The sequence below is a fragment of the Pseudomonas sp. S1_G07 genome (assembly GCF_054668565.1).
The window spans coordinates 771,279-795,223 of the sequence record NZ_CP162778.1; the positions used below are offsets into that span (position 1 = coordinate 771,279).

The window sequence follows — 23,945 nt, forward strand, 5'->3', positions numbered from 1 at the left end:
ACGTGGGTGCGGCTCATACTAGCCCTCTGCTCTTACCGCCGCTAGGCCATGTTGACAGTATCGTTTGACTTGCGTTGCACCCTTCGAAAATTCTTATCGATATAACGAAAATACGCCGCCCTTTTTGCGTATCCACACTGGCATAATCCGTCGCACTTTCGGCGGGAGAAACCCCATGTCGCGTTACTTTTTTCTGGTACTTGGCCTGGCGATTTCCGTGGCCAATGCAAGCGAACAATCGCCGTCCAACACTGCGGTTCAAGATCAGCACGACCTCGCTTACAGCCTGGGCGCGAGCCTCGGCGAACGGCTGCGCCAGGAAGTCCCGGATCTGCAGATCCAGGCCCTGGTCGACGGTCTCAAGCACGCCTATCAAGGCAAACCCCTGGCGCTGGATAACGCCCGCATCGAACAGATTCTTGCCCAGCATGAAGCGCAAAATGAAGCCGATGCGCAGGCACCTCAAAGCGAAAAGGCGCTGGCCGCCGAACAGCAATTTTTAACCAAGGAAAAATCGGCAACCGGTGTGCGTGAGTTGGCGAATGGCGTCCTGCTCACAGAACTTGCGCCTGGCAGCGGCAACAAGCCGGGCGTGAATGACCAGGTTCAAGTGAAGTACGTAGGGCGACTGCCCGATGGCACGGTGTTCGACCAGAGCACGCAGCCCCAGTGGTTTCGCCTGGACAGTGTCATCAGCGGCTGGAGCAGCGCCTTGCAACAGATGCCAGTCGGCGCAAAATGGCGCCTGGTGATTCCCTCGGCACAGGCTTATGGCGCCGATGGTGCCGGCGAGTTGATCCCGCCTTATACGCCACTGGTGTTCGAGATCGAATTGCTCGGCACTCGCCATTGACCCAATAAAAAACGGTGCGTTATGCGCACCGTTTTTTTTACCGCCATCGAGGATCAGGCCTGGATAGCCGGCTCTTCCCTGTGCGCGTTGTGCAGCACTTCGATCAGGCAGTCTTCCCACTCGAAACGCTCATGAAGCAGACCGCCGAGCTCCTTGAATTTTTCAGCCACACACTTTCCTTGATCGCAAAGGTCATTGAAAGCCAGCAATTTCTCTGTGATCACATCGATGCGCGGGTAAATGGTCTCGGCCAACTCCAGACCACGCTTGTCGTTGAAGGCTTCCGCTTCCTTGGTGAGTTGGCTGTAAATACTCAAATGGCCCGCAGACACGTAATCGACCAATACAACGCAGAAATCCTGCAGCAGCTCACGCTTCTCAGCCAGCACTTCCGGCTCGGCGCCCAGCTCATCAAAAGCCAGAACCAATCTGCGACGTTCGTCCAACCATTTGTCGATCAGCGTGTGCACCCCACCCCAGCGTTCCCGAGCATTCTTGCAACGTTCCAACATGATGTTCTCTCTTCCCTATTAGGGGCGCTGCCGCCTGATACCCGCGCAACACTTCAAGGATAAAGCAGCTGCGGGGCAGAGCCGACTCTGACAAACGGTTTCAATAACGCATGTGGGCCAGATTATGCCCGCATCACTATGGCTTCAAGGTACGCAGGAGAGAAAGTTCATACAAGCGTTTAATCCCGTCCTACAAACCAAGACTTGCGTTCAATGCCTTGCCGGGCGCAAACGCTGGCTCAAAAACAGCCGTGAAAACTGCATGACACCGAGCGCCAACATCGCCAGGAAGAACAACAGGCTCCACTCGGGAAGACTCAAGTCAAACAGCGTCCAGTTGATTTCGACGCAGTCGAGAGTGCCTTCGACGGCCAACTGCAATGTCTGCCAAAACGACAGGTTATCGAGCATATGGCTCACGCTGGGCCAGCAATCGGCGGCCTGGTCCGGCGCGGCATTTTGTAGCAGCACCTGGCGCACGGCGGTGAGGGCACCCAGCAACGCACAGACCATGCTTGCCCCCCCATACAAGTAGACGGCGGAGCGCTTGGGGCCATGAATGGCGGCCACCAGGTTGACCAACGTGAAGGCAGCCAGGAAGACCCGCTGCATCTGGCACAGGAAACAAGGGCGCAACGATGCGCCGAATTCAAGATAAAAGGACGCACCCAACGTCAGCGCACCCGCTATGAATGCAAGGAAAAACAAGGAGCGTGAAGGGGCCAAAGACATGCTTTATCCGCACCGCAAAAGATAGGTCGTTACGGTAGAGGAAAGGCCTGACCCCTTTCAATACGCACCAGAGCAGACAATTCCGTGAGAACGTAGGGACATCCCGTCAGAGGCCGAAAGACCTAAGCCAGTTGAACGTAGGAGTTTGCTGCGAAACCTCATAGCCCCCCTGCATACCAGTGATTGAAGGGCTGGCTGTCAGACGCATCCGAGCCAACCCTAGCCCCCTTTCCTACCTCAAACCCGGGCAGGAACTGGCAGCGGAGACGCCAGCAAGCGGCTATCCAACAGCCCCAGACCTTCCTGGAATAACTGATTGCTGCGTTCGGTATCGCCCAGTTGGGCCAACAGCCGTGCCAATTCGGCACAGGCCTCGGGATTGCGCTGCACGTTCAGGCTGCTTTCCAGATAGTCACGCGCTTTGCCCCACAGGCTGTTTTGCAGGCACAGACGCCCCAACGTCAGCAGCAGGCTGGCATCGCCCGAGTGGTCCTTGAGCCAACCTTCGGCAAACTTCAATTGCCGCGCCGGGTCACTGCCACGCAACAGGCCGTAGAGGCGGATCAGGTGGCTGTCGTACTTGCGCTTGATGGCGACACGCAACGCCTCCTCGGCCTTGGCATCGGCACCCAACTGGCGCAGTTGCTCGGCATAGGCAAGCACCAACTGCGGCTCCTGGCGCTGGGCCGAAGTGAGTTGCTGCCAGGCCCGCTCAAGGGATTGCAAGCCCGCTTCACCCTGCTCTTCACGCTGGGCCGCCAGGCTCAGGTTTTCACCCCAGGCGCGACGCTCAAGTTCGGCCAACTCACTGGCGGGCAGCACTTTGTCCTTACGCAGTTCCGGCAGCAGGCGGATCACCGACGACCAGTCACCCCGCTGCTGGTGCAGACGTTGCAACTGGCGCAGCACCTGAGCGTTATGGGGATGACGCTCGTGCATGGCCTGCAAGGTGGTCAGCGCGCCTTCGCTATCGCCACGGTCCAGTTGCAGTTGTGCATGGCTCAGGGCGACTGCCAGCTCGGCCTGGGGCTGACGCTCCAGAGCGCGCTCCAGCAAACCATCCGACTCTTCATAGCGCCCCAGCTCATTCGCTGCCCGGGCGGCGCCAAGGTAGTACAACAATGGCTGGCGTTCAGCCTCGGCGGCACGGTGCAGATGGCGTTCGGCACTGGCCCAGCGCCCTTCTGCAAGGTCCATCTGGCCCTGCTCGATAGCGATCTGCACGCGGCGACTGCGATTGCGCCGCGACCACGGGTTGACCACGCCACCGGACGTGCTGACCAGGCTCAGCAGCACGCGCAGCAGGTAGATCGCCAGGCCGATGACAAACACCGCCACCAGGGTTGCCCACAGGCTCGACTCATAGTGCAGTACATGAGGGTAGGTAATCAGCACATAGCCGGCGTGTTTCGAAATGCCAACAGCCAGCGCGAGGGCAATCGCAATCGCCAGCACCAGGATCACATAGAAACGCTTCATCGGCTCTACTCCTGGGTCGCCGGCATACTCGCCGCCTTGGCTTCGTCGGCAGACAGATGACGACGTTCAAGATAGGCCTGTACTGCGGCCAGGCTCGCGGCCAGGTCCGGCGTCACCACCGAGACGGCCTTGGGTTCAAGCTCGGCGATACGCGCCAGCATCGCCTTGCTTTGCGGATTGTCCTGGTTGAAGTTGTCCTGCAGTACGCTGCGCGCTTCGCCCAGGGAGCGGCTGTACACCGCCGACTCGCCATTGAGCGCCGCCCACTGAGCCTGCTCCAGGGCCAGGCTGAGGGCCAGGCGTACCTGGTTCAGGCCTTGGCCGGCCAGCAGCGGGCGGATGTTGTCATCGGGGTTGAAGTCGATCCGGAAATAACGGGAAATCTGCTCCCACCATTGACTCCAGCGGCTGTCCGTATCGGTGGTCGGGCGCCCCTCGGACGCGGGCTCGGTCAGTTGGTATTCGGGGGCAATGGCCGCCAGTTGCACGACCTGATCCCGCAGGGCGGCCAACTGCAGGTACAGCCCGGTGCGGTCCGGCTGTTCGGTGCTGCGCAACGCGGCCAGGCTCTTGGCCAATTGCTCGCGGGCGGCGAAGGAGCCGGGATCGCTCTGTTCACGCAGGATTTCATCGGCCCCCTGAACCAACGCCTGGGCGCTGTTGATGTCCTGCAGGGCGGACAAGCGCAAGCTCGCCAGGCGAATCAGATGCTCGGCCTCGGCCAGGCGCCAGTCCTTGCGGCTTGCACCCAAAACGGTTTCCAGACGCTGGTTCAAGCGCTGCTGATCACCCTGCAATTGGGCGACCAGCCGGCGGCGCTCCTCCAGCTCGTCCGCACCCGGCAACTGGGCCAGACGCGTGGCCAGCTGTTGCTGGCTTTGCTTGAGGGACTGGGATTGGTCGTCCAGGGCCTGCACCTGGCCCAGCTGTTGCTGGCTGCTGGCTTGCAGGGCGCGGACCTGCCAGATCCCCCAACCGCCAGCGGCAACACCGGCGGCCCCCAGCAGCAGGGCGACAACTGCCAGGCCATTGCCACGGCGCGGCGCGGTGACCGGTGACTCAACCGGCGCATCAAGTGCGGGTTGGGTTTCTTCTTTGGGCAAGGCTGTTTCGCTCACGTATCCGTCCTTTGCGTATCAGAGAGTGGGGTCGGGAGCCTCATAGGGCAACGCTGCCCAACGCCGCTAACAAAGCCGCGGCACTCGCGCCGCGACAATCCACAACTTTTTCTGCGCCAGCGGCCCGCGCCATCTCATAGACTCGCGGGCTGGGCACGAACAACGGCAGCTGCGCCACCTGTGGCCAATCGGGGCCGGCCAGGGACTGCAGGTGCAAAAAACCCTGCCCACTGCTGACCACCAGGCCGTTCAAGCGTTCCAACTGGATACGTTGCATCAGTACCCCAGCGTCGTAGGCCGGAAGGAAACGGCGGTACAACTCCAGGTACTCGACACTAGCACCTCTCTCGCGCAAACGCTCAGCCAGCAGCTCCCGGCCGCCCTCGCCGCGCAGGATCAACACCCGGGCATCGGGGCGTGCGATAGCCTCGCGCAACGCCGGCAGTTGAAGCAAGGCCTCGCTGTCGTCGCCGGTCGTTGGAGAGTGGACATTAAGGCCGTGACCCGCCAGTACCTGCGCGGTGGCGGCACCGACGCTGAACCACTGCAACTGTGGCCAGGCATGATCCAGCTGTTGCAAGGCAAGCCGCGCGGCCGGCTTGCTGACCACGATCACCGCGCAATAACGGCTCAAGTCAACAAAGATCGCCCGCTGTTCAGGGCTGACAGGCAAGGGCTCGATCTCCAGCAAGGGCAAGCTGCTGCTGAAGATGCCAGCGTCGGACAACGTCGCCGCCAGAGCCGCCGACTCCTCGGCGGGCCGCGTCAGCAGCACTCGCCAATCGGTCACTGCGGGCCGGCCTCGCCATAGACCTTTTGCAGAATGGCGCCAGCGCCCTTGTCCAGCAACGCCTCGGCCACCTGGATGCCCAAGGCAGTGGCGTCGCGCTGCGGGCCACGTACTTCGGCGGTCAGCAGCGTTCCGCCATCCGGATCACCGACCAGGCCGCGCAACCAGAGGGTTTCGCCTTCAAGCACGGCGTAGCAGGCAATCGGCACCTGGCAGCCGCCGTTAAGGTGTTTGTTCAGGGCACGCTCGGCAGTGACCCGCACGTCGGTGTCGTGGTGATCAAGCGGCTTGAGCAGGGCGTGAATTTCATTGTCGGCGGTGCGACATTCGATGCCGACGGCACCCTGCCCTCCAGCAGGCAAGCTGTCTTCGACGCTGATGGCTGAGGTGATACGGTCTTCGAAGCCCAGACGGATCAAGCCGGCGGCGGCGAGGATGATCGCGTCATACTCACCGGCATCCAGCTTGGCCAGGCGGGTGTTGACGTTGCCGCGCAGGAAGCGGATCTGCAGGTCCGGGCGACGCGTCAACAACTGAGCCTGACGGCGCAGGCTGGAGGTGCCGACGATGCTGCCCAGGGGCAACTCGTCCAAGGCGGCATACGTGTTGGAAACAAAGGCATCGCGCGGGTCTTCGCGCTCGCAGATACAAAACAGACCCAGGCCTTCTGGGAAGTCCATGGGCACGTCTTTCATCGAGTGCACGGCGATGTCAGCTTCGTTTTCCAGCAAGGCGGTTTCCAGTTCCTTGACGAACAGGCCCTTGCCGCCAATTTTCGAGAGCGGCGAGTCGAGCAGCTTGTCGCCGCGACTGACCATGGGCACCAGGGACACCTTGAGGCCGGGGTGGGCCTGTTCAAGACGTGCTTTGACGTATTCGGCCTGCCACAAGGCCAGGGCGCTTTTACGAGTGGCGATGCGGATTTCGCGAGAGGACATGGATCAATCCGTACTGAATAGATACGGCAGATAATAACAGCTCAGGTAAATACGCTTTGATTTGAATCAGCAAGTACGGGGCCTCCCTGGCCGCGTCGCACCGGGATAAGGACTGCAGGCCTCGCCAAAGCCCTCGGGCTAAAGCTGCTGCATCATCTTGCGCACGCCAGCGACATGCCGGCGACTGACGATCAAGGCATCGCCGTTAAGCCCTTTGAGGAACAACTGAAAGTGCCCCAGCGGCGTGCGTTGCAGGCGTTCGATGCGCTCGCGGGCCACCAGTGCGTTGCGATGGATACGCACGAAGCGGTCGCCGAACTCGTCCTCAAGGGCCTTGAGTGGCTCATCGAGCAACACTTCGCCGGCCTCATGACGCAGGGTCACGTATTTGTGGTCGGCAATAAAATAGACCACCTGATTCAAGGGGATCAGTTCGATGCCTTTGCGTGTGCGAGCGCTGATATGGCTGCGAGGCCCGTTGCCACTTTGGGCGGCCGGCTGGGTCAACGCGGCAAGCTGTGCCCGGTTGGGCCGCTCGGCCTTTTTCAAAGCTCTGAGCAACGCATCGGCAGTCGCAGGCTTGACCACGAAGCTCACGCCACTGGCTTCCAGCGTCTGCGCGGCAAATTCTTCCTGGCCGGCGCACAACACCACCGCGGGAGGAGATTCGCGCTCACTCAAGCGGGCGGCGACTTGCAGGCCATCAAGACCCGACATGCGGATATCGAGCAGCACGACATCGGGCTTGAGGCTGTCGATCAACGTCAATGCCTCCTCGCCGTTGGTGGCGCTCGGTTCAAGGACTGTATAACCCTCAAGCTCACTGACCAGACGGTTCAGTCGCTCGCGGGCTTGGGGTTCGTCATCAACGATCAGGACATTCATATTGCGCTGGATTCCTGCGTGAGTCTCGCACAAGGATAGCGTAGACAGGTGCGGTGACTTGCGTCACAGCGATCCACGCTAAGACTAGCGCGAGCGGCAAAAAGTGCCCCAAGAGCGGCACCCATATTTACCCGGACCTGTTCAATAGCGCCCAAGACCCGCTGCCTTCGCGCAGCGTCATAGGGTTTGCTGATACACAATCCGAATACCCCCCTTTTAAATGGATAGTCTGGGCTATGACCGCATTACCCGACTTTGGTGCATTCACACACTATCAGTCCAACTGTAGACGCTCGCCAAGACGACATTGCTCAATCGTCAAATATCGTATCAATAAGCATCTGCCTCCAGTCTCTTCTCGGACGCGATCGGCGGCAAGGCACTTAGCCATCCTTTGCACAAATAAAAATGCCGACGACCCACAACACCGCCTGCGCGGGCAACCCTGTTATTATCGCCGGCACACTTCCATGCCTCCTTAATAAGCAGACCACGAGCGAATCCATGAGCACCGACAAGACCAACCAGTCCTGGGGCGGCCGCTTCAGTGAACCCGTCGACGCCTTCGTCGCCCGCTTCACCGCCTCCGTCACCTTCGACCAGCGCCTGTACCGCCACGACATCATGGGTTCCATCGCCCACGCCACGATGCTGGCCAAGGTTGGCGTGCTGACCGACGCCGAGCGCGACAGCATCATCGACGGCCTGACCACCATTCGCAGTGAAATCGAAGCCGGTACGTTCGACTGGCGCGTCGACCTGGAAGACGTGCACATGAATATCGAGGCCCGCCTCACCGACCGTATCAGTGTGACCGGCAAGAAACTGCACACCGGCCGTAGCCGTAATGACCAGGTGGCGACCGATATCCGCCTGTGGCTGCGCGACGAAATCGACTTGATCCTGTCCGAAATCACCCGCCTGCAAAAAGGTCTGCTGGAGCAGGCCGAGCGTGAATCGGACACCATCATGCCCGGCTTCACTCACCTGCAGACCGCACAACCCGTAACCTTCGGCCACCACCTGCTGGCCTGGTTCGAGATGCTCAGCCGCGACTACGAGCGCCTGGTGGATTGCCGCAAGCGCGCCAACCGCATGCCGTTGGGCAGCGCCGCGCTGGCCGGCACCACCTACCCGATCGACCGCGAGTACACCGCACAGTTGCTGGGTTTTGACGCCGTGGGCGGCAACTCCCTGGACGGCGTGTCCGACCGCGACTTCGCCATCGAATTCTGCGCCGCCGCCAGCATCGCGATGATGCACCTGTCGCGCTTCTCCGAAGAGCTGGTGCTGTGGACCAGCGCGCAGTTCCAGTTTATCGACCTGCCGGACCGCTTCTGCACCGGCAGCTCGATCATGCCGCAAAAGAAAAATCCCGATGTGCCCGAGCTGGTGCGGGGCAAGAGCGGCCGCGTATTCGGTGCACTGATGGGCCTGCTGACCCTGATGAAAGGCCAACCACTGGCCTACAACAAGGACAATCAGGAAGACAAGGAACCGCTGTTCGACGCCGCCGACACCTTGCGCGACTCGCTGCGCGCCTTTGCCGACATGATCCCGGCGATCAAGCCCAAGCACACCATCATGCGCGAAGCGGCCTTGCGCGGTTTCTCCACCGCAACAGACCTGGCGGACTACCTGGTACGCCGTGGCCTGCCGTTCCGTGACTGCCACGAAATCGTCGGCCATGCCGTGAAATACGGCGTAGACACCGGCAAGGACCTGGCGGAAATGAGCCTGGAAGAACTGCGCCAGTTCAGCGACCAGATCGAGCAGGATGTATTTGCCGTACTGACCCTGGAGGGCTCGGTGAATGCCCGTAACCATGTAGGCGGCACTGCGCCGGCGCAGGTGAAGGCAGCTGTCGCGCGCGGCCAGGCCCTGCTCGCCAGCCGCTAAGAACTTCGCTGGCAGGCCAGCTCCCACATTTGAGAGGTTCACACATCAAAATGTGGGAGTGGGCTTGCCCACGATAGCGTCCCCACAGACGCCAAAAATCTATTTTTTTGCCGCAATCATCGCCATAAACGCCGGCATCGCCGCCTCCCGATCCGCCGCCACTTTCTTGGCATTGGGCATCTCGTGCAGCCGTTCCAGCAACGCCTTCGCCTTCGGCAACTCAGCCAGTAGATCCAGCCCAAACAGCTTCTCGCCCACGCCACGGGCCAGATCCAGGCTGTACAAGAAATACAGATCCGCAATCGTGAAGCTCTCTCCCGCCACAAAGGGTGCGAATGTGCCGTGTCTGCCCAGAGAACTGATCCCCAGCAACAACTCCGCCTTAGACTTCTCCTTGATCGCCTCCGGCACCTGCATGCCAAAAAATGCTTCGGCGAAACATGCACGCGCGGGCAGTTCGATGTACAGCTCGATTTCCCGGCACAGCGCCAGCACCTGGGCACGCTGGAACGGGTCGGCCGGAAGCAGCGCTGGTCCTTCCTGGGTTTGCTCGATGTATTCGAGGATCACACTGGTTTCGTTGATAAAGCCCTGCTTGACGCCCAACACCGGCACCTTGCCCCTGGGGCTTACTTTCAGTGCCTCTGGGGTTTGGCCGGGATAAAACGGCATCTCTTCGAACGGCAGCCCTTTCTCCAGCAACGCCAGTTTCACCATGTTGTAATAGTTGCTGACCGAAAATCCGTAAAGCTTGAGCATCGCAAAGCCTCCAGGCCGTGTGCGGGGTTGGCCGCAAGAGTTATAGTGCCAATGGCCCGACCTGACCAGCAGCATCACCTGCCTGAATAGCGGTAGACTGGCGCCCTTTTCTTGAGGAGCCTGCCATGAGCGAGCCGACCGACATCGACGACGACGACGACGACGAAGAATTCACCAAAAACACCCTGATCAAAACGATCGAAAACCAGATCGAGAGCGACAACCCGCCTGCCGCCAAGGCCACTTTCAACAAGCTGAAGTTGGTGGGCTACGAGCGCGAAGAGATCCTGAACCTGATGGCTCACGTGCTGGCTTTCGAAATCGACGCCATGCTGGACGAAAACCGTGCATTCAATACCGAATGGTATGAAAAAGCACTGCGAGCACTGCCTGAGCTGCCGCCTGAAAAGGAATAGTCCCGGCAAGCAGTAACACGCTGGACAGTTCGGCAAAGTGCGTTCACCTTATGGCCTGCTAGTCTCTAATAAATTTTAGAACGTCTGGAGTCCTTATGTCGTATACCCCTGAGTTGGTTGCCGAACTGGAAATCCTTGCACTCTTCAACCTGGGCAGCTCCCAGGAAGGTCTGAAAGTCCACCAGACCGCTGCGCCCTCCGCCATCGCTGCTGCCAAGCGCCTCCATGCAAAAGGGCTTATCGACCAGCCGGACGGAGGCTACCTGACCAGCCTTGGCCGGGACGCTGCAGAGCAGGCTCAAACCCTGCTGACCATTCTTACTACCGCCAGCACCAAAGAAGCCGCCTGACACCTGATACCGCCCATGGAGTCCGCGCCCTGCGGATTCCGAGGGCGTTGCGGTGCAAGTGCGAAAATTCTGACATCAAAACTCAGTTCCCTCTAAACCTCCTACGCGAGTGGCTGTAAACTCCTACACGGCCGCCCACGTCGGGCCCTGCGAGCCACCGAGTTCGACATGACCCGCACCCATGAAATCCGCCCCGACCTGGACGAAGGCATCGACCGCAAGGTGCTGGCTCAGTTGCGCGCGCGGTTCATGACCCTTAATGAAGGCCGTCTGGCCCGTGCCATCGAGGGGCTCACGCCGCGCCAGCAGAGCGTGCTGACACTGCTGCCGTTGTTCTTTCACGTCAATCATCCACTGCTGCCGGGCTATGTGTCGGGCGGCACGCCTGCCGGGCTGTCGAACTTCGAACCCGATACCCAGGCCCTGGCCGAAGCCCAACGCCTGACGCGCTCGTTCTCTTATAAACCGCGCCCCGGCAACCAGCCCAGGCCGATCCACGGCCTGTTCCTGATGGGCAGCCTCGGCACCCTGGCGCAGGCGGACCAGAGCGATATGGACGTGTGGGTGTGCCACGCACCCGACCTGAGCGACAACGAACTGGCCGAGTTGCGCAAAAAATGCCAGTTGCTGGAGGCCTGGGCCCTGAGCATGGGCGCCGAGGCACACTTCTTCCTGATCGAGCCGACGCGTTTTGTGTTGGGTGAGCGCGATACGCAACTGAGCTCCGATGACTGTGGTACCACCCAGCACTACCTGTTGCTGGACGAGTTCTACCGCACCGCGATCTGGCTGGCCGGGCGCACGCCACTCTGGTGGCTGGTGCCGGTGTACGAAGAAACCCGCTACGCCGAATTTGCCCACACGCTGATGTCCAAGCGGTTTATCCGCGCCGATGAAACCCTGGACTTCGGCCACCTGGCCCACATTCCCCCCGGCGAATTCATTGGCGCCGGGCTGTGGCAATTGTTCAAGGGCATCGAGTCGCCCTACAAGTCGGTACTCAAGCTGTTGCTGACCGAGGTCTACGCCAGCGAACACCCGAACGTGCATTGCCTGAGCCTGCGCTTCAAACGCGCGGTGTTCGCCAACCAGATGGACCTGGATGAGCTGGATCCGTACATCGTGGTGTACCGCCGTATCGAGGAATACCTAAAGGCGCGCAACGAGCCGGAGCGCCTGGAGCTGGTACGCCGCGCCTTGTACCTGAAGGTCAACCGCAAGCTCAGCGTCGGGCAGCGCACCTCCAGCTGGCAACATTCGTTGCTGGAGCGCCTGAGCCACGAATGGGGCTGGGACACGCACCAACTGGCCCTGCTGGACAGTCGCAGCCAGTGGAAAGTGCGTCAGGTCGCCTCCGAGCGCCGCGCTCTGGTCAGTGAGCTGAACTACAGCTATCGCTTCCTGACCCAATTTGCCCGTACCGAACAGACCGTCAGCCTGATCAACAAGCGCGACCTCAACGTGCTGGGTCGACGCCTGTATGCGGCCTTCGAACGCAAGGCCGGGAAAGTCGAGTTCATCAACCCTGGCATCGCCCCGGACTTGGCCGAAGACACCCTGACCCTGGTGCAATCGCCCAACCGCAAGGAGCCGGGCCAGCACCATTGGGGCTTGTACAACGGCAACCTGACGGCCTTGGAATGGGAACACTTTGCGCCGATCAAGCGCAGCCGCGACCTGCTGGAAATGCTCACCTGGTGCCACCGCAACGGCGTGATCGACAGCAGCACCCGCCTGGCCCTGCACCCCGGCAGCAGCGACATGAGCGAATTCGAGCTGTTCAACCTGCTGGGCAGCCTGCAACAGTCCATCGCCCTGCCCCTGGCCAGCGTCGATGAACAACGCCTGCTGCGTGCGGCGGTGCCCGAGGAGGTGCTGCTGGTGATCAACGTCGGCATCGATCCGCTCAAGCATCACCGCGACCTGAACATCCTGATGACCACAGAGCGCACCGACTCCCTGAGTTACGCCGGCGTACGCGACAACCTGGTGCTGACCCTGGACCAAGTCACGCTCAATAGTTGGAACGAGGTGATGGTCAACCGCTACGACGGCCCCCACGCACTGCTCGACTGCCTGCGCGACTACCTCAACCAACTGCCGCCGGACCACCTGCCACGGCTGCGGGTGCGCTGTTTCTGTCACAACCGCGCGCAGTTCATTGCCCGGCGTGTAGAAGAAATTTTCGACACCGCGCAGCACCTGCTGCTCGGCCAGTCCAACCACCGCTACCTGCTGCAAGTGCAACAGCACTATCACGTAATGGAGTTGATACCTGGCCAGGCCACCCATGTGTCACTGGCGACCCAGGAGGCGTTGATCGCTTATCTCAGCGAAGAACTGGCCAGTTACAGCCCGCTGCACCTGGACGCCATGGCCCTGGAAGATCATGACCTGGCGCTGTTGCTGCCCATGGGCATGGCCGATTGCGTACAGGTGTTCTACCGGGTCAACGAGCACTTCGCCGAGCTGTATGTACTGGATGAATTCAACGCGCTATGGCAGCAACGCCTGCCGTTCCACGATGAACAGAGCCTGCTGGCGCCGTTGCAGCGCTTCCTGCAGTCGATCATCTACCGCCGGGACGCGCTCTCGCCGCTGGACCCGCAACAACCGCTGGGCGCGGTGCAAATCCTGTACTACCAACTGTTGCCGTCAGGCAGCAGCCGTGCACGCGGCATAGAACCTCGGCCCGCTCCGCTGAGCCCGGCGGACAAAGCGTTCTATGACGTGCAGGCGATAATCGTCAAGGCCGCGCAGGGCCAGGTGGGCATTACCCTGTACTGCAATCAGCGGGAGTTTTCCGAACTGGAGTTTGGCGACCAGCTGTTTACGGTGGTCGCCAAGGAAATCGTCGGGCAACGCCAGGAGACCGAGCGCTACCGCTGCTACATCACCGACCTCGACCTGTCGGGCCTGCTCGGAGACGTGCAAAGCCCGAGCAACCTGTACCTGCGCTACAAGGCCGAGCTGGAGCTGTCGCTCAACCAGGCGCTGAGCCAAATTTAGAGAGGGAAGGGGCCGCCGTCTTTAGGCTGGCCTTCAACGCTGAGCAATTCCAGCTTGAGCGTCTTGCCGCCCGGCGCCGGCCAGTCGATGTGCTGGCCCACTTGCAGGCCGAGCAAGGCGCTGCCTACCGGGGCCAGGATCGAGATCTTGCCTTCATCGGCGTTTGCGTCTTTCGGGTAGACCAGGGTCAGGTGGTAGTCCTTGCCGCTGCCTTGTTCGCGGCAATGCACGCTGGAGTTCATGGTCACGACAGTTGCAGGCACTTCATCGTGACCGACCACGTCTTCGGCGCGGTCGAGTTCGGCTTGCAGCGCAATAACGCCCGGCTGCGTCTCGTCCATGCGGTCGATCAGTTGCTCGAGGCGCTGCACATCAAGGCGGGTGAGGATGATGGAAGGTGCGGTCATGATTCAGGCAGACTCCTTTTTTCTGCACAAAAAAGCAAAACCCCGCCAGGAAAAGGCGGGGTTCTCACGGGCCTCGATGAGTTGAGGCGTACCCGGACACTACCACAGCGTCACAAATAAACAAGACAGCCTCAGGCGCTGGCCCTGCGCTGCTCAGCCTCGGCACAGATCACCCGGCGCCGGGCATCGTCGGCGGACCGCCATTCGCGGATGTCTTCGACATGACGAAAACAGCCACGGCAGACTTTTTGCTCATCCAGGCGACACAAACTGATACAAGGAGACGGCACCGCCGGGCTGACATTGCTGAACAGCGGCTTGGGCGGGCGGACGGGGGCAGGCTCGCTCACGATCAGATCTCGTCGAAATCCAGCTCGACGCCGGCTTGTTGCTGGACCAGACGCGTGAGCATTTCACCCAACAACTCTTCGCTCTTGTCGCACTGCCATTTGTCGCTTTCTTCGTCGTAATCGAAGTGGATACCGCCGGAACGCGCCGCCAGCCAGAGCTGACGCAACGGTTCCTGGCGGCTGAAGATCAATTGAGTGCCGTTTTCGAACTTGACGGTCAGCACACCGGCGGAGCTTTCCAGATCGATATCCAGGTCACTCTCGTCGAAAATATCTTCCAGCGCCTGCTGGGTCGCATCCACCAGGTCGTGAAAACGGGCTTCGGTCAAACTCATTGTGGCAACCTCAAAAGTGTCTGGTTTTGCTCAAGCGCCGCACGATACGGGCGAGCTTCGCCGATTGCAAAGGATACCGATTTCATCACAGATGGCGGTATGAAATATCCCCTGCCAGCGTAGTCCGCTTCCCGAGTATCTCGGCAAACCCCCGCCGGACGGGTATTCCGGCGCATAGGCAAGCTGGCGGGTGGTCGGTATACTCGGGCGCAATTAATGCATATTCAAGGATTTCGCCATGAAGCGCCTGATCTCTTCCCTTGCTGCGCTCGTCGCGGTCGCTTGCCTCGTCAGTGCCTGTGGTCAAAAGGGCCCGCTGTATCTTCCCGATGACAGCAAAGACCCGAATGAACAGGCGCAGTCGTCGCAAAAACCGGCAAAAGCGCACAAGCACGACACCTACTAAGGGAACATCATGGACGCTTTTAACTACCGGGACGGCGAGCTGTTCGCGGAAGGCGTGGCGCTGTCCGCGATTGCCGAGCGCTTTGGCACCCCGACCTATGTGTACTCGCGAGCGCACATCGAAGCGCAATACCGCTCGTTCACCGAATCACTGGACGGCGTACCGCACCTGGTGTGCTACGCGGTCAAGGCCAACTCCAACCTGGGTGTACTCAATGTCCTGGCGCGTCTTGGCGCCGGTTTCGACATCGTGTCCCGTGGCGAGCTGGAGCGTGTGTTGGCCGCCGGCGGCCAGGCTGACAAAATCGTGTTCTCCGGCGTCGGCAAGAGCCGCGAAGACATGCGCCGTGCCCTGGAAGTCGGTGTGCATTGCTTCAACGTCGAATCCACCGACGAGCTGGAGCGCCTGCAAGTCGTCGCTGCCGAGATGGGCGTTCGCGCGCCGATCTCCCTGCGCGTCAACCCGGACGTCGATGCCGGCACCCACCCGTATATTTCCACCGGTCTCAAAGAGAACAAGTTCGGCATCGCCATTGCCGACGCCGAGGACGTGTACATCCGCGCCGCCCAGTTGCCGAACCTGGAAGTACTGGGTGTCGACTGCCATATCGGTTCGCAACTGACCAGCCTGCCACCGTTCCTCGACGCCCTCGACCGCCTGCTGGCATTGATCGATCGCCTGGGCGAGTGCGGCATCTACCTGCACCACATCGACCTCGGTGGTGGCGTGGGCGTACGTTATCGCGATGAAGAGCCGCCACTGATCGGCGACTACATCCAGGCCGTGCGCGAGCGCATCGAAGGCCGCGACCTGACGCTGATGTTCGAGCCAGGCCGCTATATCGTCGCCAACGCCGGCGTGCTGCTGACCCAGGTCGAGTACCTCAAGCACACCGAGCACAAGGATTTCGCCATCGTCGACGCGGCGATGAACGACCTGATCCGACCGGCGCTGTACCAGGCCTGGATGAATGTCACCGCCGTGACGCCTCGTGCGAGCGTTGCCCGCGCCTATGACATCGTCGGCCCGATCTGTGAAACCGGCGACTTCCTGGCCAAGGATCGTCAGTTGGCCCTGGAAGAAGGCGATCTGCTGGCCGTGCATTCGGCCGGTGCCTATGGGTTTGTCATGAGTTCCAACTACAACACCCGCGGACGTGCCGCCGAGGTGTTGGTGGACGGTGATCAAGCGTTTGAAGTGCGTCGCCGCGAGACGGTAGCCGAGTTGTATGCTGGCGAAAGCCTGCTGCCGGAGTAAGCCATGCTGCTGCGTTTTACCAAGATGCACGGGCTGGGCAATGATTTCATGGTCCTCGACCTGGTCAGCCAGCACGCGCACATCCTGCCCAAACACGCTAAACAATGGGGCGATCGGCATACCGGTATCGGTTTCGACCAGCTGCTGATCGTCGAGGCCCCCAACAACCCGGAGGTGGATTTCCGTTACCGGATCTTCAACTCCGACGGCTCCGAAGTGGAACAGTGCGGCAACGGTGCGCGCTGTTTCGCCCGCTTTGTGCTGGACAAGCGCCTGACCGCCAAGCGGCAGATTCGCGTCGAGACCAAGAGCGGCGTAATCGAGCTGGATATCCGCAGCGACGGCCAGATCCGCGTCAACATGGGCGCGCCGCGCCTGGAGCCGGCGGATATCCCGTTCCAGGCCACCGAGCAGGCTACCCATTACGCGCTGGACGTGGATGGGACGGCCGTCGACATCGCTGCCGTGTCCATGGGCAACCCCCATGCCGTGCTGCGGGTCACTGACATTAACAACGCTCCCGTGCATGAACTGGGACCGAAGATCGAACATCACCCGCGCTTTCCGGCGCGGGTCAATGTGGGTTTCCTGCAGGTGATCGACCGTTCCCGCGCGCAATTGCGTGTGTGGGAACGCGGCGCCGGCGAAACCCAGGCCTGCGGTACCGGTGCGTGCGCCGCTGCCGTGGCCGCGATCAGCCAGGGGTGGATGGATTCGCCGCTGCTGATCGACCTGCCCGGCGGACGCTTGTCCATCGAATGGGCAGGCCCGGGCCACCCGGTGATGATGACCGGGCCGGCCTCGCGCGTATACGAAGGACAGGTCCGTCTATGAGAGAGCCCAGCGTATGACCGATAAGCCTCAAGTACCCGCACAAGCATCCCCGAGCGAAAGTCTGGAGGCCGCTGCTGTCGCGGCGTACCTTGAGGCTAATCCGCATTTCTTCGTCGAGCACGAAGACCTGCTGCCGGCCCTGCGCATCCCCCACCAGCGCGGCGATACCGTATCGCTGGTGGAGCGGCAAATGAAGATCCTGCGCGAGCGCAATATCGAGATGCGCCATCGCCTCTCACACCTGATGGACGTGGCCCGCGACAACGACCGCCTGTTCGAGAAGACCCGTCGCCTGATCCTTACCCTGATGGACGCCACCAGCCTGGAAGAAACGGTGATAGCCGTGGAAGACAGCCTGCGCCAGGATTTCAAGGTGCCGTTTGTCAGCCTGATCCTGTTCAGCGACAACCCGATGCCGGTGGGCCGCTGGGTCAGCGGCGGCGAAGCGCAAACAGCAATTGGCGGCCTGCTTTCCGAAGGCAAAACCATCAGCGGCACCTTGCGCGAGCATGAGCTGGACTTCCTGTTTGGCGCCGAACAGTGCAAGGAGATCGGCTCCACCGCCGTCGTCGCGCTCAGCCATCAAGGCTTACATGGCGTACTGGCCATTGCCAGCCGAGATCCTGCGCACTACAAAAGCTCGGTAGGCACGCTGTTTCTGACCTATATCGCCGAAGTGCTGGGCCGCGTCCTGCCGCGCTTCACCAGCGCCCTGCGCGCGGTGCGCTAGCCATGGAACGGCAACTGGACGCTTACTGCGCTCACCTGCGCAACGAGCGCCAGGTGTCGCCCCATACGCTGGAAGCCTATCGGCGAGACTTGAACAAAGTCCTGGCTTACTGCGAAAAACAACAGATCGGCAGCTGGAAGGCTCTGGACATCCAGAGCCTGCGCAGCCTGATCGCACGCCTGCACCAGCAGGGCCAGTCCTCGCGTAGCCTGTCACGCCTGCTGTCGGCGGTGCGCGGGCTCTATCACTACCTCAACCGCGAAGGCCTGTGCGACCACGACCCGGCCAATGGCCTGGCACCGCCCAAAGGCGAACGGCGCCTGCCCAAGACCCTGGACACCGACCGTGCCCTGCAATTGCTGGATGGCGCGGTAGAAGATGATTTCCTGGCCCATCGCGACCAGGCGATCCTTGAGCTGTTCTACTCCTCGGGCCTGCGCCTGTCGGAACTGACCGGCCTGAACCTCGAACAGCTCGACCTCGCGGACGGCCTGGTGCAAGTGCTCGGCAAAGGCAGCAAGACCCGCGTACTGCCGGTGGGCAGGAAGGCCCGCGAGGCCTTGCAGCGGTGGTTGCCGCTGCGGGCGCTGGCCAACCCGGCGGACGACGCGGTGTTTATCAGCCAGCAAGGCCGACGCCTGGGGCCACGGGCGATTCAGGTACGAGTCAAGGCCGCCGGTGAGCGTGAACTGGGGCAGAACCTGCACCCACATATGCTGCGGCACTCGTTTGCCAGCCATATGCTCGAATCATCCCAGGACCTGCGTGCCGTGCAGGAACTGCTGGGGCACTCCGATATCAAGACCACGCAGATCTACACCCACCTGGACTTCCAACATCTGGCAACGGTGTACGACAGCGCCCATCCACGGGCCAAACGCATCAAGGGCGGCGACTCATGAGTATCAAGCTGATCACCTTCGACCTGGACGACACCCTCTGGGACAACGTACCCGTCATCATCAGCGCCGAAGCGTCGATGCGTGAATGGCTGGCGATCAACGCCTCCAAGGTGGGCGACTTGCCTCTGGAACACTTCGCCAGCCTGCGCCAGCAGGTGCTGCAACGTCATCCCGAACTCAAGAACCGCATCAGTCTCCTGCGCCATCGCGTGCTGATACACGCCTTTGAAGAGGCCGGTTATCCACAGCCCGAGGCCACGCAAATGGCCGATGTGTGCTTCGAAGCATTCATCCACGCCCGCCACCAGCTCACCGTCTTCCCTGAAGCCGAGCCGATGCTGCAAGCGCTGCGCCAGCACTTCTTGCTGGGGGTGATCACCAACGGCAATGCGGATGTGCAGCGCGTTGGCCTGGCGGATTACTTCCACTTTGCCCTGCGGGCCGAAGACATCGGCATTGCCAAACCGGATGCGCGCTTGTTTCAGGAAGCGCTGCAGCGCGGCGGAGTGGATGCCAGCGCCGCGGTGCATGTTGGCGATCATCCCGGGGACGACATTGCTGGAGCGCAGCAGGCGGGGCTGCGGGCAGTGTGGTTTAACCCCAGCGCCAAGGTGTGGGAAGCAGATAAGCACCCAGATGCGGAGATTCGTAGCCTGACGGAGCTACCGGAATTGCTCCGCAACTGGCAGTAAGACATCTGGCTCACCACAAGGCGCAAATAAATCATCAGGCATGAAAAAGCCCGCAGCGACGGCGGGCTTTTTCTTACAAGCAGCTGACTGACCTCAGATAGGTCGACTACCGTACTTGTTATCCGGCTTCTTGGGAGGGTCCGCCACTACATTAGGCTCAACTTCGACCACCTTGCCGCCTTTGGCAAGAAACTCTTCCATCGCCCGGGCCAGCGCATCACGCTCTTTGTTCTTGGCTTCAACGCTCGGCAGTTCGTCTACCGAAACAGCAGCCTTGGCTTTGCCTTTGACAGCCGGAACAGGAGCGTCATCGCCACCGTCATCTTCAGCAACGTCGTCCGCTGCCGCTTCAAGACCTTCTTCGGTGTCGTCTTCGTCACCTACTTCCAGTTCGTCGTTTTCCAGATCATCGTCGCTCATGTTCTACCTCATGACTTGCGAAAAGCAGATTAGTTATAGCCCAGCTTCGCCATCTGTCGAAGGCTGCCGGAAAAAAATCAACATCCACCGGATTACCAGTGGCTTATGCCCCATCACCGTGCAAGGTGGCGAGGACTTTGCGAGCACCGCCATGATCACGGTGCTCGCCCAGATAAACACCTTGCCAGGTCCCCATCGCCAAGCGGCCAGCCTTGACCGGCAAACTCAGCTGGCAGCCCAGGAGACTGGCCTTGAAGTGCGCCGGCAGATCGTCCGGACCTTCGTCATTGTGTTCGAACCCGGCCCGGCCTTGCGGCACCAGCGAGTTGAAAAAACGCTCGAAGTCACGGCGAACCGCCGGGTCGGCATTCTCGTTGACGGTCAACGAGGCCGAAGTGTGCTGCAACCACAGGTGCAACAGGCCCACGCGACACGCCTTCAATTCAGGCAGGCCGGCGAGCAACTCATCGGTCACCAAGTGAAAGCCCCGGGGCTTGGCCCGCAGGGTAATCAGGGTCTGTTGCCACATACAGTTCTCCGCCCATCGGCGCGCATTCTAGCGCGCTCTGGGAAAAAACAAAGTGCCGAATACGCCTACATGCCTGTAAGACATTCGCACGCTGAAAAGTGCCGTGTGCACCTCATCACAAACTCGCCGCAAAAACCCGCACAGCGTGTGATGACTGACAAACGCCAGGCAAAAAAATGCCCGGCAAGCCGGGCATCTTTTTTCGCATACTTACAAGTTGTAGCCGCGTTCGTTGTGTTGCGCCAGGTCGAGGCCGACAGCCTCTTCCTCTTCGGTGACGCGCAGGCCCATGACCATGTCCAGCACCTTGAGGATGACGTAGGTAACGATCGCCGTGTAGATCACGGTGAAGCCCACACCTTTGCACTGGATCCAGACTTGGGCCGCGATATCAGTCACGGTGCCGAAGCCGCCCAATGCAGGGGCTGCGAATACACCCGTCAGGATCGCGCCGAGGATACCGCCGATGCCGTGTACGCCGAATGCGTCCAGGGAGTCGTCGTAGCCCAGTTTGCGTTTGAGGGTAGTGGCGCAGAAGAAGCACACCACACCTGCCGCCAGCCCGATGATCAGTGCGCCCATCGGGCCCACGGTGCCAGCAGCCGGCGTGATTGCTACCAGGCCAGCCACCACACCCGAGGCGATGCCCAGTGCGCTTGGCTTACCGTGGGTGATCCACTCGGCGAACATCCAACCCAGCGCTGCAGCAGCCGTTGCGATCTGGGTCACCAGCATCGCCATGCCGGCAGTGCCGTTGGCCGCAACAGCGGAGCCGGCGTTGAAGCCGAACCAGCCGATCCACAGCATTGCCGCGCCAATCAGGGTGTAGCCCAGGTTATGCGGGGCCATCGGGGTAGTCGGGAAACCTTTACGCTTGCCGAGCACGATGCACGCCACCAGGCCCGCCACACCGGCGTTAATGTGCACCACCGTGCCGCCAGCGAAGTCCAGCACGCCCCAGTCCCACATCAGACCGCCGTTGCCGCTCCAGACCATGTGCGCGATCGGCGCGTAGACCAGGGTGAACCAGATGCCCATGAAGATCAGCATCGCGGAAAATTTCATGCGCTCAGCGAACGCACCGACGATCAGCGCCGGGGTGATGATGGCGAACGTCATCTGGAAAGTGATGAACACCGCTTCCGGGAACAGCGCCGCAGGCCCGGTGATGCTGGCCGGGGTGACACCCGCCAGGAACGCCTTGCCCATGCCGCCGAAGAAGGAGTTGAAGTTGACCACGCCCTGTTCCATACCAGTGGTATCGAAGGCGATGCTGTAACCGTAGATGACCCACAGGATGCTGATCAAGCCAGTGATGGCGAAACACTGCATCATCACCGACAGAATATTCTTGGAGCGGACCATGCCGCCGTAGAACAGCGCCAGGCCAGGGATGGTCATGAACAGCACCAGTGCGGTGGCGGTCAGCATCCAGGCGGTGTCGCCGGAGTTGAGGACTGGAGCAGCCACTTCGTCTGCCGCCATGGCCAGGCTTGGCATTACGATGGACAACAGGGCTCCGAGCCCTGCGAGTTTACGCAGAGTCATATTGTTTTCTCCTGGGGCGTTGGGGTTTGGCGGCTTAGATTGCGTCGGTATCGGTTTCGCCGGTACGGATGCGAATAGCCTGTTCCAGATTGACCACGAAGATCTTGCCGTCACCGATCTTGCCGGTGTTGGCGGCCTTGGTTATCGCCTCGATAACCCGGTCAAGATCCTTGTCGTCAATGGCGACATCAATCTTCACCTTCGGCAGGAAATCGACCACGTATTCCGCGCCGCGATACAGCTCGGTGTGACCCTTCTGCCGACCGAAGCCTTTGACCTCAGTAACGGTAATGCCCTGCACGCCGATCTCGGACAACGACTCGCGTACATCGTCCAACTTGAACGGCTTGATGATGGCAGTGACTAGCTTCATGAAAACTCTCTCCCGAATTGGTGGACTTGCCCCAGGAAAACAAACCCGTCTCAAGTCTAAGCGCAGTGCCTGGCTTTGTAACGCATCGTCGCAAGAGCAGTTGCCATTGCGACGCCAGCTAACCACTGGTGACGAAACCTGTACCCCTGATCCGTCGGCGCACTGCATTCGTCACGGCGACTGCATCAGTGCATGGGTCATGATCGTCTAAGCAGAAACCTTGCCAGCTCCGTAAAAATCACTGAAATCAGTCCTTTGCCCACTTGTGCCCACCGGCGGGGCTTTCTGGCGGCCTCAATGCGCACGAAAACAGTGCGCAACCGCCCGCCCCCATGCGCGAAAAGCGTGCGTGCCAGGTCGTGGAAAAGACTATAGACGCTGCGTGATACACTGCCCGCCAACAGTTTTCCGGAATATTTCCCATGCTCGCGCCCAAAGACCTCCTCGACGCCCTGAGCGGCCATGCCTCTCGCCTGTTCAGCGGTGATACCCCGTTGCCTCGCAATGAAATCGAAAGCCAGTTCAAGGCCTTGCTGCAGAGTGGCTTCAGCAAGCTCGACCTGGTGAGCCGGGAAGAATTCGATAGCCAGATGGTCGTGCTCGCCCGCACACGTGCGCGGTTGGAGAGCCTGGAGGCGAAAGTGGCGGAGTTGGAAGCGCGTTTGAATCCGACGGCAGAGTCGTCCGGCACAACGCGATGAAATGTGTGCTGGCTTGCCTGCGATGGGATCAACTGGGTCCAACTGACATACCGAGTCGCTTGGATCGCAGGCAAGCCAGTGCCCACATCGGCGTTGCATTGCACCTCGGATACGTTCTGTAAAACCTCCACCGCATGACGCTCACCCACCTCGTCTACCCTTGAAAAACCGCAGGAAGCGGCCTCCCACTTCAAGGAACGAGCATGTCCCTCGCCATCGTCCACAGCCGCGCCCAGGTCGGCGTCGAAGCCCCCGCCGTCACCGTCGAAGTGCATATGGCCAATGGGTTGCCGTCCCTGACGTTAGTGGGTCTGCCCGAAACAGCGCTTAGCTAGCGAATTAATAAATTAGGGTTCAAAACTCCTTATCCACATGAATCCAAGCACTCGGGCCTTTCTGGAAATTTTCCTCTCCTCCAAAGGCCCAGAGAATCCCCAGACCCCGCGAGCACCAGGAGCACAGGCAGCACGCCGAGCACATACAGCACAGCGAGCACGGAGCCAGCGGTAACGCCATGAAAAGTAAAGCAACGCATGTAAATTAATTTGCAACTAGAATCCTAGTGAGTTTTAACGAATACAAGCTGAAAACTGAGTTTGTCGATTAACGTTATCGGCAATGTTCACTCGAAAATTATAAGTCTTTGATAATTAAAGCTTTTTAATTGAATCTACAACCAGGTGAGCTGGTAATCGAAACCGGCGAAAGCCAAACCATTCTG

27 protein-coding genes and 1 pseudogene are annotated in these 23,945 nt (G+C 60.6%); 13 read left to right on the plus strand and 15 right to left on the minus strand.

Translation table 11 applies throughout. The features are described 5' to 3' along the window. Nucleotides 1-175: 175 nt before the first annotated feature. On the plus strand, nucleotides 176-853 hold the full coding sequence (locus tag AB4O05_RS03660) for an FKBP-type peptidyl-prolyl cis-trans isomerase (protein WP_460132953.1): 678 nt from the start codon (nucleotides 176-178) through the stop codon (nucleotides 851-853). A gap of 53 nt (nucleotides 854-906) precedes the next feature. Here AB4O05_RS03660 and rsd read toward each other — a convergent pair whose 3' ends face one another. The 7 genes from rsd to AB4O05_RS03695 all read right to left on the minus strand — a co-directional run bounded on the left by rsd (nucleotide 907) and on the right by AB4O05_RS03695 (nucleotide 7,307). Beyond that, nucleotides 907-1,365 carry a sigma D regulator gene (gene rsd / locus AB4O05_RS03665; RefSeq protein WP_460132950.1) on the minus strand — a complete coding sequence of 153 codons (459 nt, stop codon included), beginning with the start codon at nucleotides 1,363-1,365 and terminating at the stop codon, nucleotides 907-909. A gap of 210 nt (nucleotides 1,366-1,575) precedes the next feature. After that, nucleotides 1,576-2,097, minus strand: a complete 522-nt coding sequence (locus AB4O05_RS03670) for a disulfide bond formation protein B (RefSeq protein ID WP_460132949.1) — start codon at nucleotides 2,095-2,097, stop codon at nucleotides 1,576-1,578. A 237-nt stretch (nucleotides 2,098-2,334) separates the two neighbouring features. Next, nucleotides 2,335-3,576, minus strand: a complete 1,242-nt coding sequence (locus AB4O05_RS03675; protein WP_460132947.1) for a heme biosynthesis HemY N-terminal domain-containing protein — start codon at nucleotides 3,574-3,576, stop codon at nucleotides 2,335-2,337. 5 nt (nucleotides 3,577-3,581) lie between these two features. Continuing rightward, nucleotides 3,582-4,694 carry a uroporphyrinogen-III C-methyltransferase gene (locus tag AB4O05_RS03680; RefSeq protein ID WP_460132944.1) on the minus strand — a complete coding sequence of 371 codons (1,113 nt, stop codon included), beginning with the start codon at nucleotides 4,692-4,694 and terminating at the stop codon, nucleotides 3,582-3,584. A 40-nt stretch (nucleotides 4,695-4,734) separates the two neighbouring features. Continuing rightward, nucleotides 4,735-5,484 (minus strand): uroporphyrinogen-III synthase, encoded by a 750-nt coding sequence (locus AB4O05_RS03685; protein ID WP_460132941.1) that lies wholly within the window; start codon nucleotides 5,482-5,484, stop codon nucleotides 4,735-4,737. Continuing rightward, the gene (hemC, locus tag AB4O05_RS03690; protein WP_460132939.1) at nucleotides 5,481-6,422 is read right to left on the minus strand and encodes a hydroxymethylbilane synthase; all 942 of its coding nucleotides are present in this window, start codon (nucleotides 6,420-6,422) and stop codon (nucleotides 5,481-5,483) included. Before hemC ends, AB4O05_RS03685 begins: the two co-directional genes overlap by 4 nt. A gap of 138 nt (nucleotides 6,423-6,560) precedes the next feature. Further along, entirely contained in the window at nucleotides 6,561-7,307 is a 747-nt protein-coding gene (locus AB4O05_RS03695) for a LytR/AlgR family response regulator transcription factor (protein ID WP_460132937.1), read from the minus strand. A 504-nt stretch (nucleotides 7,308-7,811) separates the two neighbouring features. Here AB4O05_RS03695 and argH point away from each other — a divergent pair. Continuing rightward, on the plus strand, nucleotides 7,812-9,206 hold the full coding sequence (gene argH, locus AB4O05_RS03700) for an argininosuccinate lyase (protein WP_460132934.1): 1,395 nt from the start codon (nucleotides 7,812-7,814) through the stop codon (nucleotides 9,204-9,206). 99 nt (nucleotides 9,207-9,305) lie between these two features. Here the strand turns inward: argH and AB4O05_RS03705 are convergent, their stop codons facing one another. Then, a complete protein-coding gene (locus AB4O05_RS03705) occupies nucleotides 9,306-9,965 on the minus strand; it encodes a glutathione S-transferase family protein (protein ID WP_460132933.1) in 660 nt (219 codons plus the stop codon). Nucleotides 9,966-10,090: 125 nt separating this feature from the next. Here AB4O05_RS03705 and AB4O05_RS03710 point away from each other — a divergent pair, with 125 nt between their 5' ends. The 3 genes from AB4O05_RS03710 to AB4O05_RS03720 all read left to right on the plus strand — a co-directional run bounded on the left by AB4O05_RS03710 (nucleotide 10,091) and on the right by AB4O05_RS03720 (nucleotide 13,740). Beyond that, nucleotides 10,091-10,381: a hypothetical protein gene (locus AB4O05_RS03710; protein ID WP_460132932.1), complete on the plus strand. Its 291-nt coding sequence runs from the start codon at nucleotides 10,091-10,093 to the stop codon at nucleotides 10,379-10,381. Between the two features lie 95 nt (nucleotides 10,382-10,476). Next, nucleotides 10,477-10,731 carry a TIGR02647 family protein gene (locus AB4O05_RS03715; RefSeq protein ID WP_460132931.1) on the plus strand — a complete coding sequence of 85 codons (255 nt, stop codon included), beginning with the start codon at nucleotides 10,477-10,479 and terminating at the stop codon, nucleotides 10,729-10,731. 168 nt (nucleotides 10,732-10,899) lie between these two features. Further along, nucleotides 10,900-13,740 (plus strand): class I adenylate cyclase, encoded by a 2,841-nt coding sequence (locus AB4O05_RS03720; RefSeq protein WP_460132930.1) that lies wholly within the window; start codon nucleotides 10,900-10,902, stop codon nucleotides 13,738-13,740. Here AB4O05_RS03720 and rnk read toward each other — a convergent pair. The 3 genes from rnk to cyaY all read right to left on the minus strand — a co-directional run bounded on the left by rnk (nucleotide 13,737) and on the right by cyaY (nucleotide 14,832). Next, nucleotides 13,737-14,147 carry a nucleoside diphosphate kinase regulator gene (gene rnk, locus AB4O05_RS03725; RefSeq protein ID WP_460132927.1) on the minus strand — a complete coding sequence of 137 codons (411 nt, stop codon included), beginning with the start codon at nucleotides 14,145-14,147 and terminating at the stop codon, nucleotides 13,737-13,739. The genes AB4O05_RS03720 and rnk overlap by 4 nt on opposite strands. Nucleotides 14,148-14,278: 131 nt before the next feature. Continuing rightward, nucleotides 14,279-14,497, minus strand: a complete 219-nt coding sequence (locus AB4O05_RS03730; protein ID WP_460132925.1) for a DUF1289 domain-containing protein — start codon at nucleotides 14,495-14,497, stop codon at nucleotides 14,279-14,281. 2 nt (nucleotides 14,498-14,499) lie between these two features. After that, nucleotides 14,500-14,832, minus strand: coding sequence for an iron donor protein CyaY (gene cyaY / locus AB4O05_RS03735; RefSeq protein WP_460132923.1), 333 nt, complete (start codon nucleotides 14,830-14,832; stop codon nucleotides 14,500-14,502). 238 nt (nucleotides 14,833-15,070) lie between these two features. On the opposite strand from cyaY, the gene lptM reads away from it, so the two are divergent. From lptM to AB4O05_RS03765, 6 genes are read left to right on the plus strand one after another with little or no spacing between them, the layout of a single operon-like run. Continuing rightward, on the plus strand, nucleotides 15,071-15,238 hold the full coding sequence (gene lptM, locus AB4O05_RS03740; protein ID WP_017845169.1) for an LPS translocon maturation chaperone LptM: 168 nt from the start codon (nucleotides 15,071-15,073) through the stop codon (nucleotides 15,236-15,238). A gap of 9 nt (nucleotides 15,239-15,247) precedes the next feature. Continuing rightward, nucleotides 15,248-16,495, plus strand: coding sequence for a diaminopimelate decarboxylase (gene lysA / locus AB4O05_RS03745; protein WP_460132920.1), 1,248 nt, complete (start codon nucleotides 15,248-15,250; stop codon nucleotides 16,493-16,495). 3 nt (nucleotides 16,496-16,498) lie between these two features. Next, nucleotides 16,499-17,329, plus strand: coding sequence for a diaminopimelate epimerase (gene dapF, locus AB4O05_RS03750; RefSeq protein ID WP_460132918.1), 831 nt, complete (start codon nucleotides 16,499-16,501; stop codon nucleotides 17,327-17,329). Nucleotides 17,330-17,342: 13 nt separating this feature from the next. Beyond that, a complete protein-coding gene (locus tag AB4O05_RS03755; protein ID WP_460132916.1) occupies nucleotides 17,343-18,059 on the plus strand; it encodes a DUF484 family protein in 717 nt (238 codons plus the stop codon). A gap of 2 nt (nucleotides 18,060-18,061) precedes the next feature. Continuing rightward, nucleotides 18,062-18,961, plus strand: a complete 900-nt coding sequence (gene xerC, locus AB4O05_RS03760) for a tyrosine recombinase XerC (RefSeq protein WP_460132914.1) — start codon at nucleotides 18,062-18,064, stop codon at nucleotides 18,959-18,961. Then, nucleotides 18,958-19,653, plus strand: a complete 696-nt coding sequence (locus tag AB4O05_RS03765; RefSeq protein WP_460132911.1) for an HAD family hydrolase — start codon at nucleotides 18,958-18,960, stop codon at nucleotides 19,651-19,653. The genes xerC and AB4O05_RS03765 overlap by 4 nt, the downstream gene beginning before the upstream one ends. A 93-nt stretch (nucleotides 19,654-19,746) precedes the next feature. On the opposite strand, the gene sutA is transcribed toward AB4O05_RS03765, so the two are convergent. The 4 genes from sutA to glnK form a co-directional block, all read right to left on the minus strand. Beyond that, entirely contained in the window at nucleotides 19,747-20,073 is a 327-nt protein-coding gene (gene sutA, locus AB4O05_RS03770) for a transcriptional regulator SutA (RefSeq protein ID WP_460132909.1), read from the minus strand. A gap of 103 nt (nucleotides 20,074-20,176) precedes the next feature. After that, entirely contained in the window at nucleotides 20,177-20,602 is a 426-nt protein-coding gene (locus AB4O05_RS03775; RefSeq protein WP_071485166.1) for a secondary thiamine-phosphate synthase enzyme YjbQ, read from the minus strand. 210 nt (nucleotides 20,603-20,812) lie between these two features. Continuing rightward, a complete protein-coding gene (locus AB4O05_RS03780) occupies nucleotides 20,813-22,150 on the minus strand; it encodes an ammonium transporter (RefSeq protein ID WP_460132906.1) in 1,338 nt (445 codons plus the stop codon). Nucleotides 22,151-22,184: 34 nt separating this feature from the next. After that, nucleotides 22,185-22,523: a P-II family nitrogen regulator gene (gene glnK, locus AB4O05_RS03785; RefSeq protein WP_002555808.1), complete on the minus strand. Its 339-nt coding sequence runs from the start codon at nucleotides 22,521-22,523 to the stop codon at nucleotides 22,185-22,187. A gap of 422 nt (nucleotides 22,524-22,945) precedes the next feature. Here glnK and AB4O05_RS03790 point away from each other — a divergent pair, with 422 nt between their 5' ends. Together AB4O05_RS03790 and AB4O05_RS03795 are read left to right on the plus strand one after the other, a co-directional pair. Beyond that, the gene (locus AB4O05_RS03790; RefSeq protein WP_460132903.1) at nucleotides 22,946-23,224 is read left to right on the plus strand and encodes an accessory factor UbiK family protein; all 279 of its coding nucleotides are present in this window, start codon (nucleotides 22,946-22,948) and stop codon (nucleotides 23,222-23,224) included. 203 nt (nucleotides 23,225-23,427) lie between these two features. Continuing rightward, nucleotides 23,428-23,553, plus strand: a pseudogene (locus AB4O05_RS03795) (hypothetical protein); the annotation flags it as partial. Nucleotides 23,554-23,945: the final 392 nt, after the last annotated feature.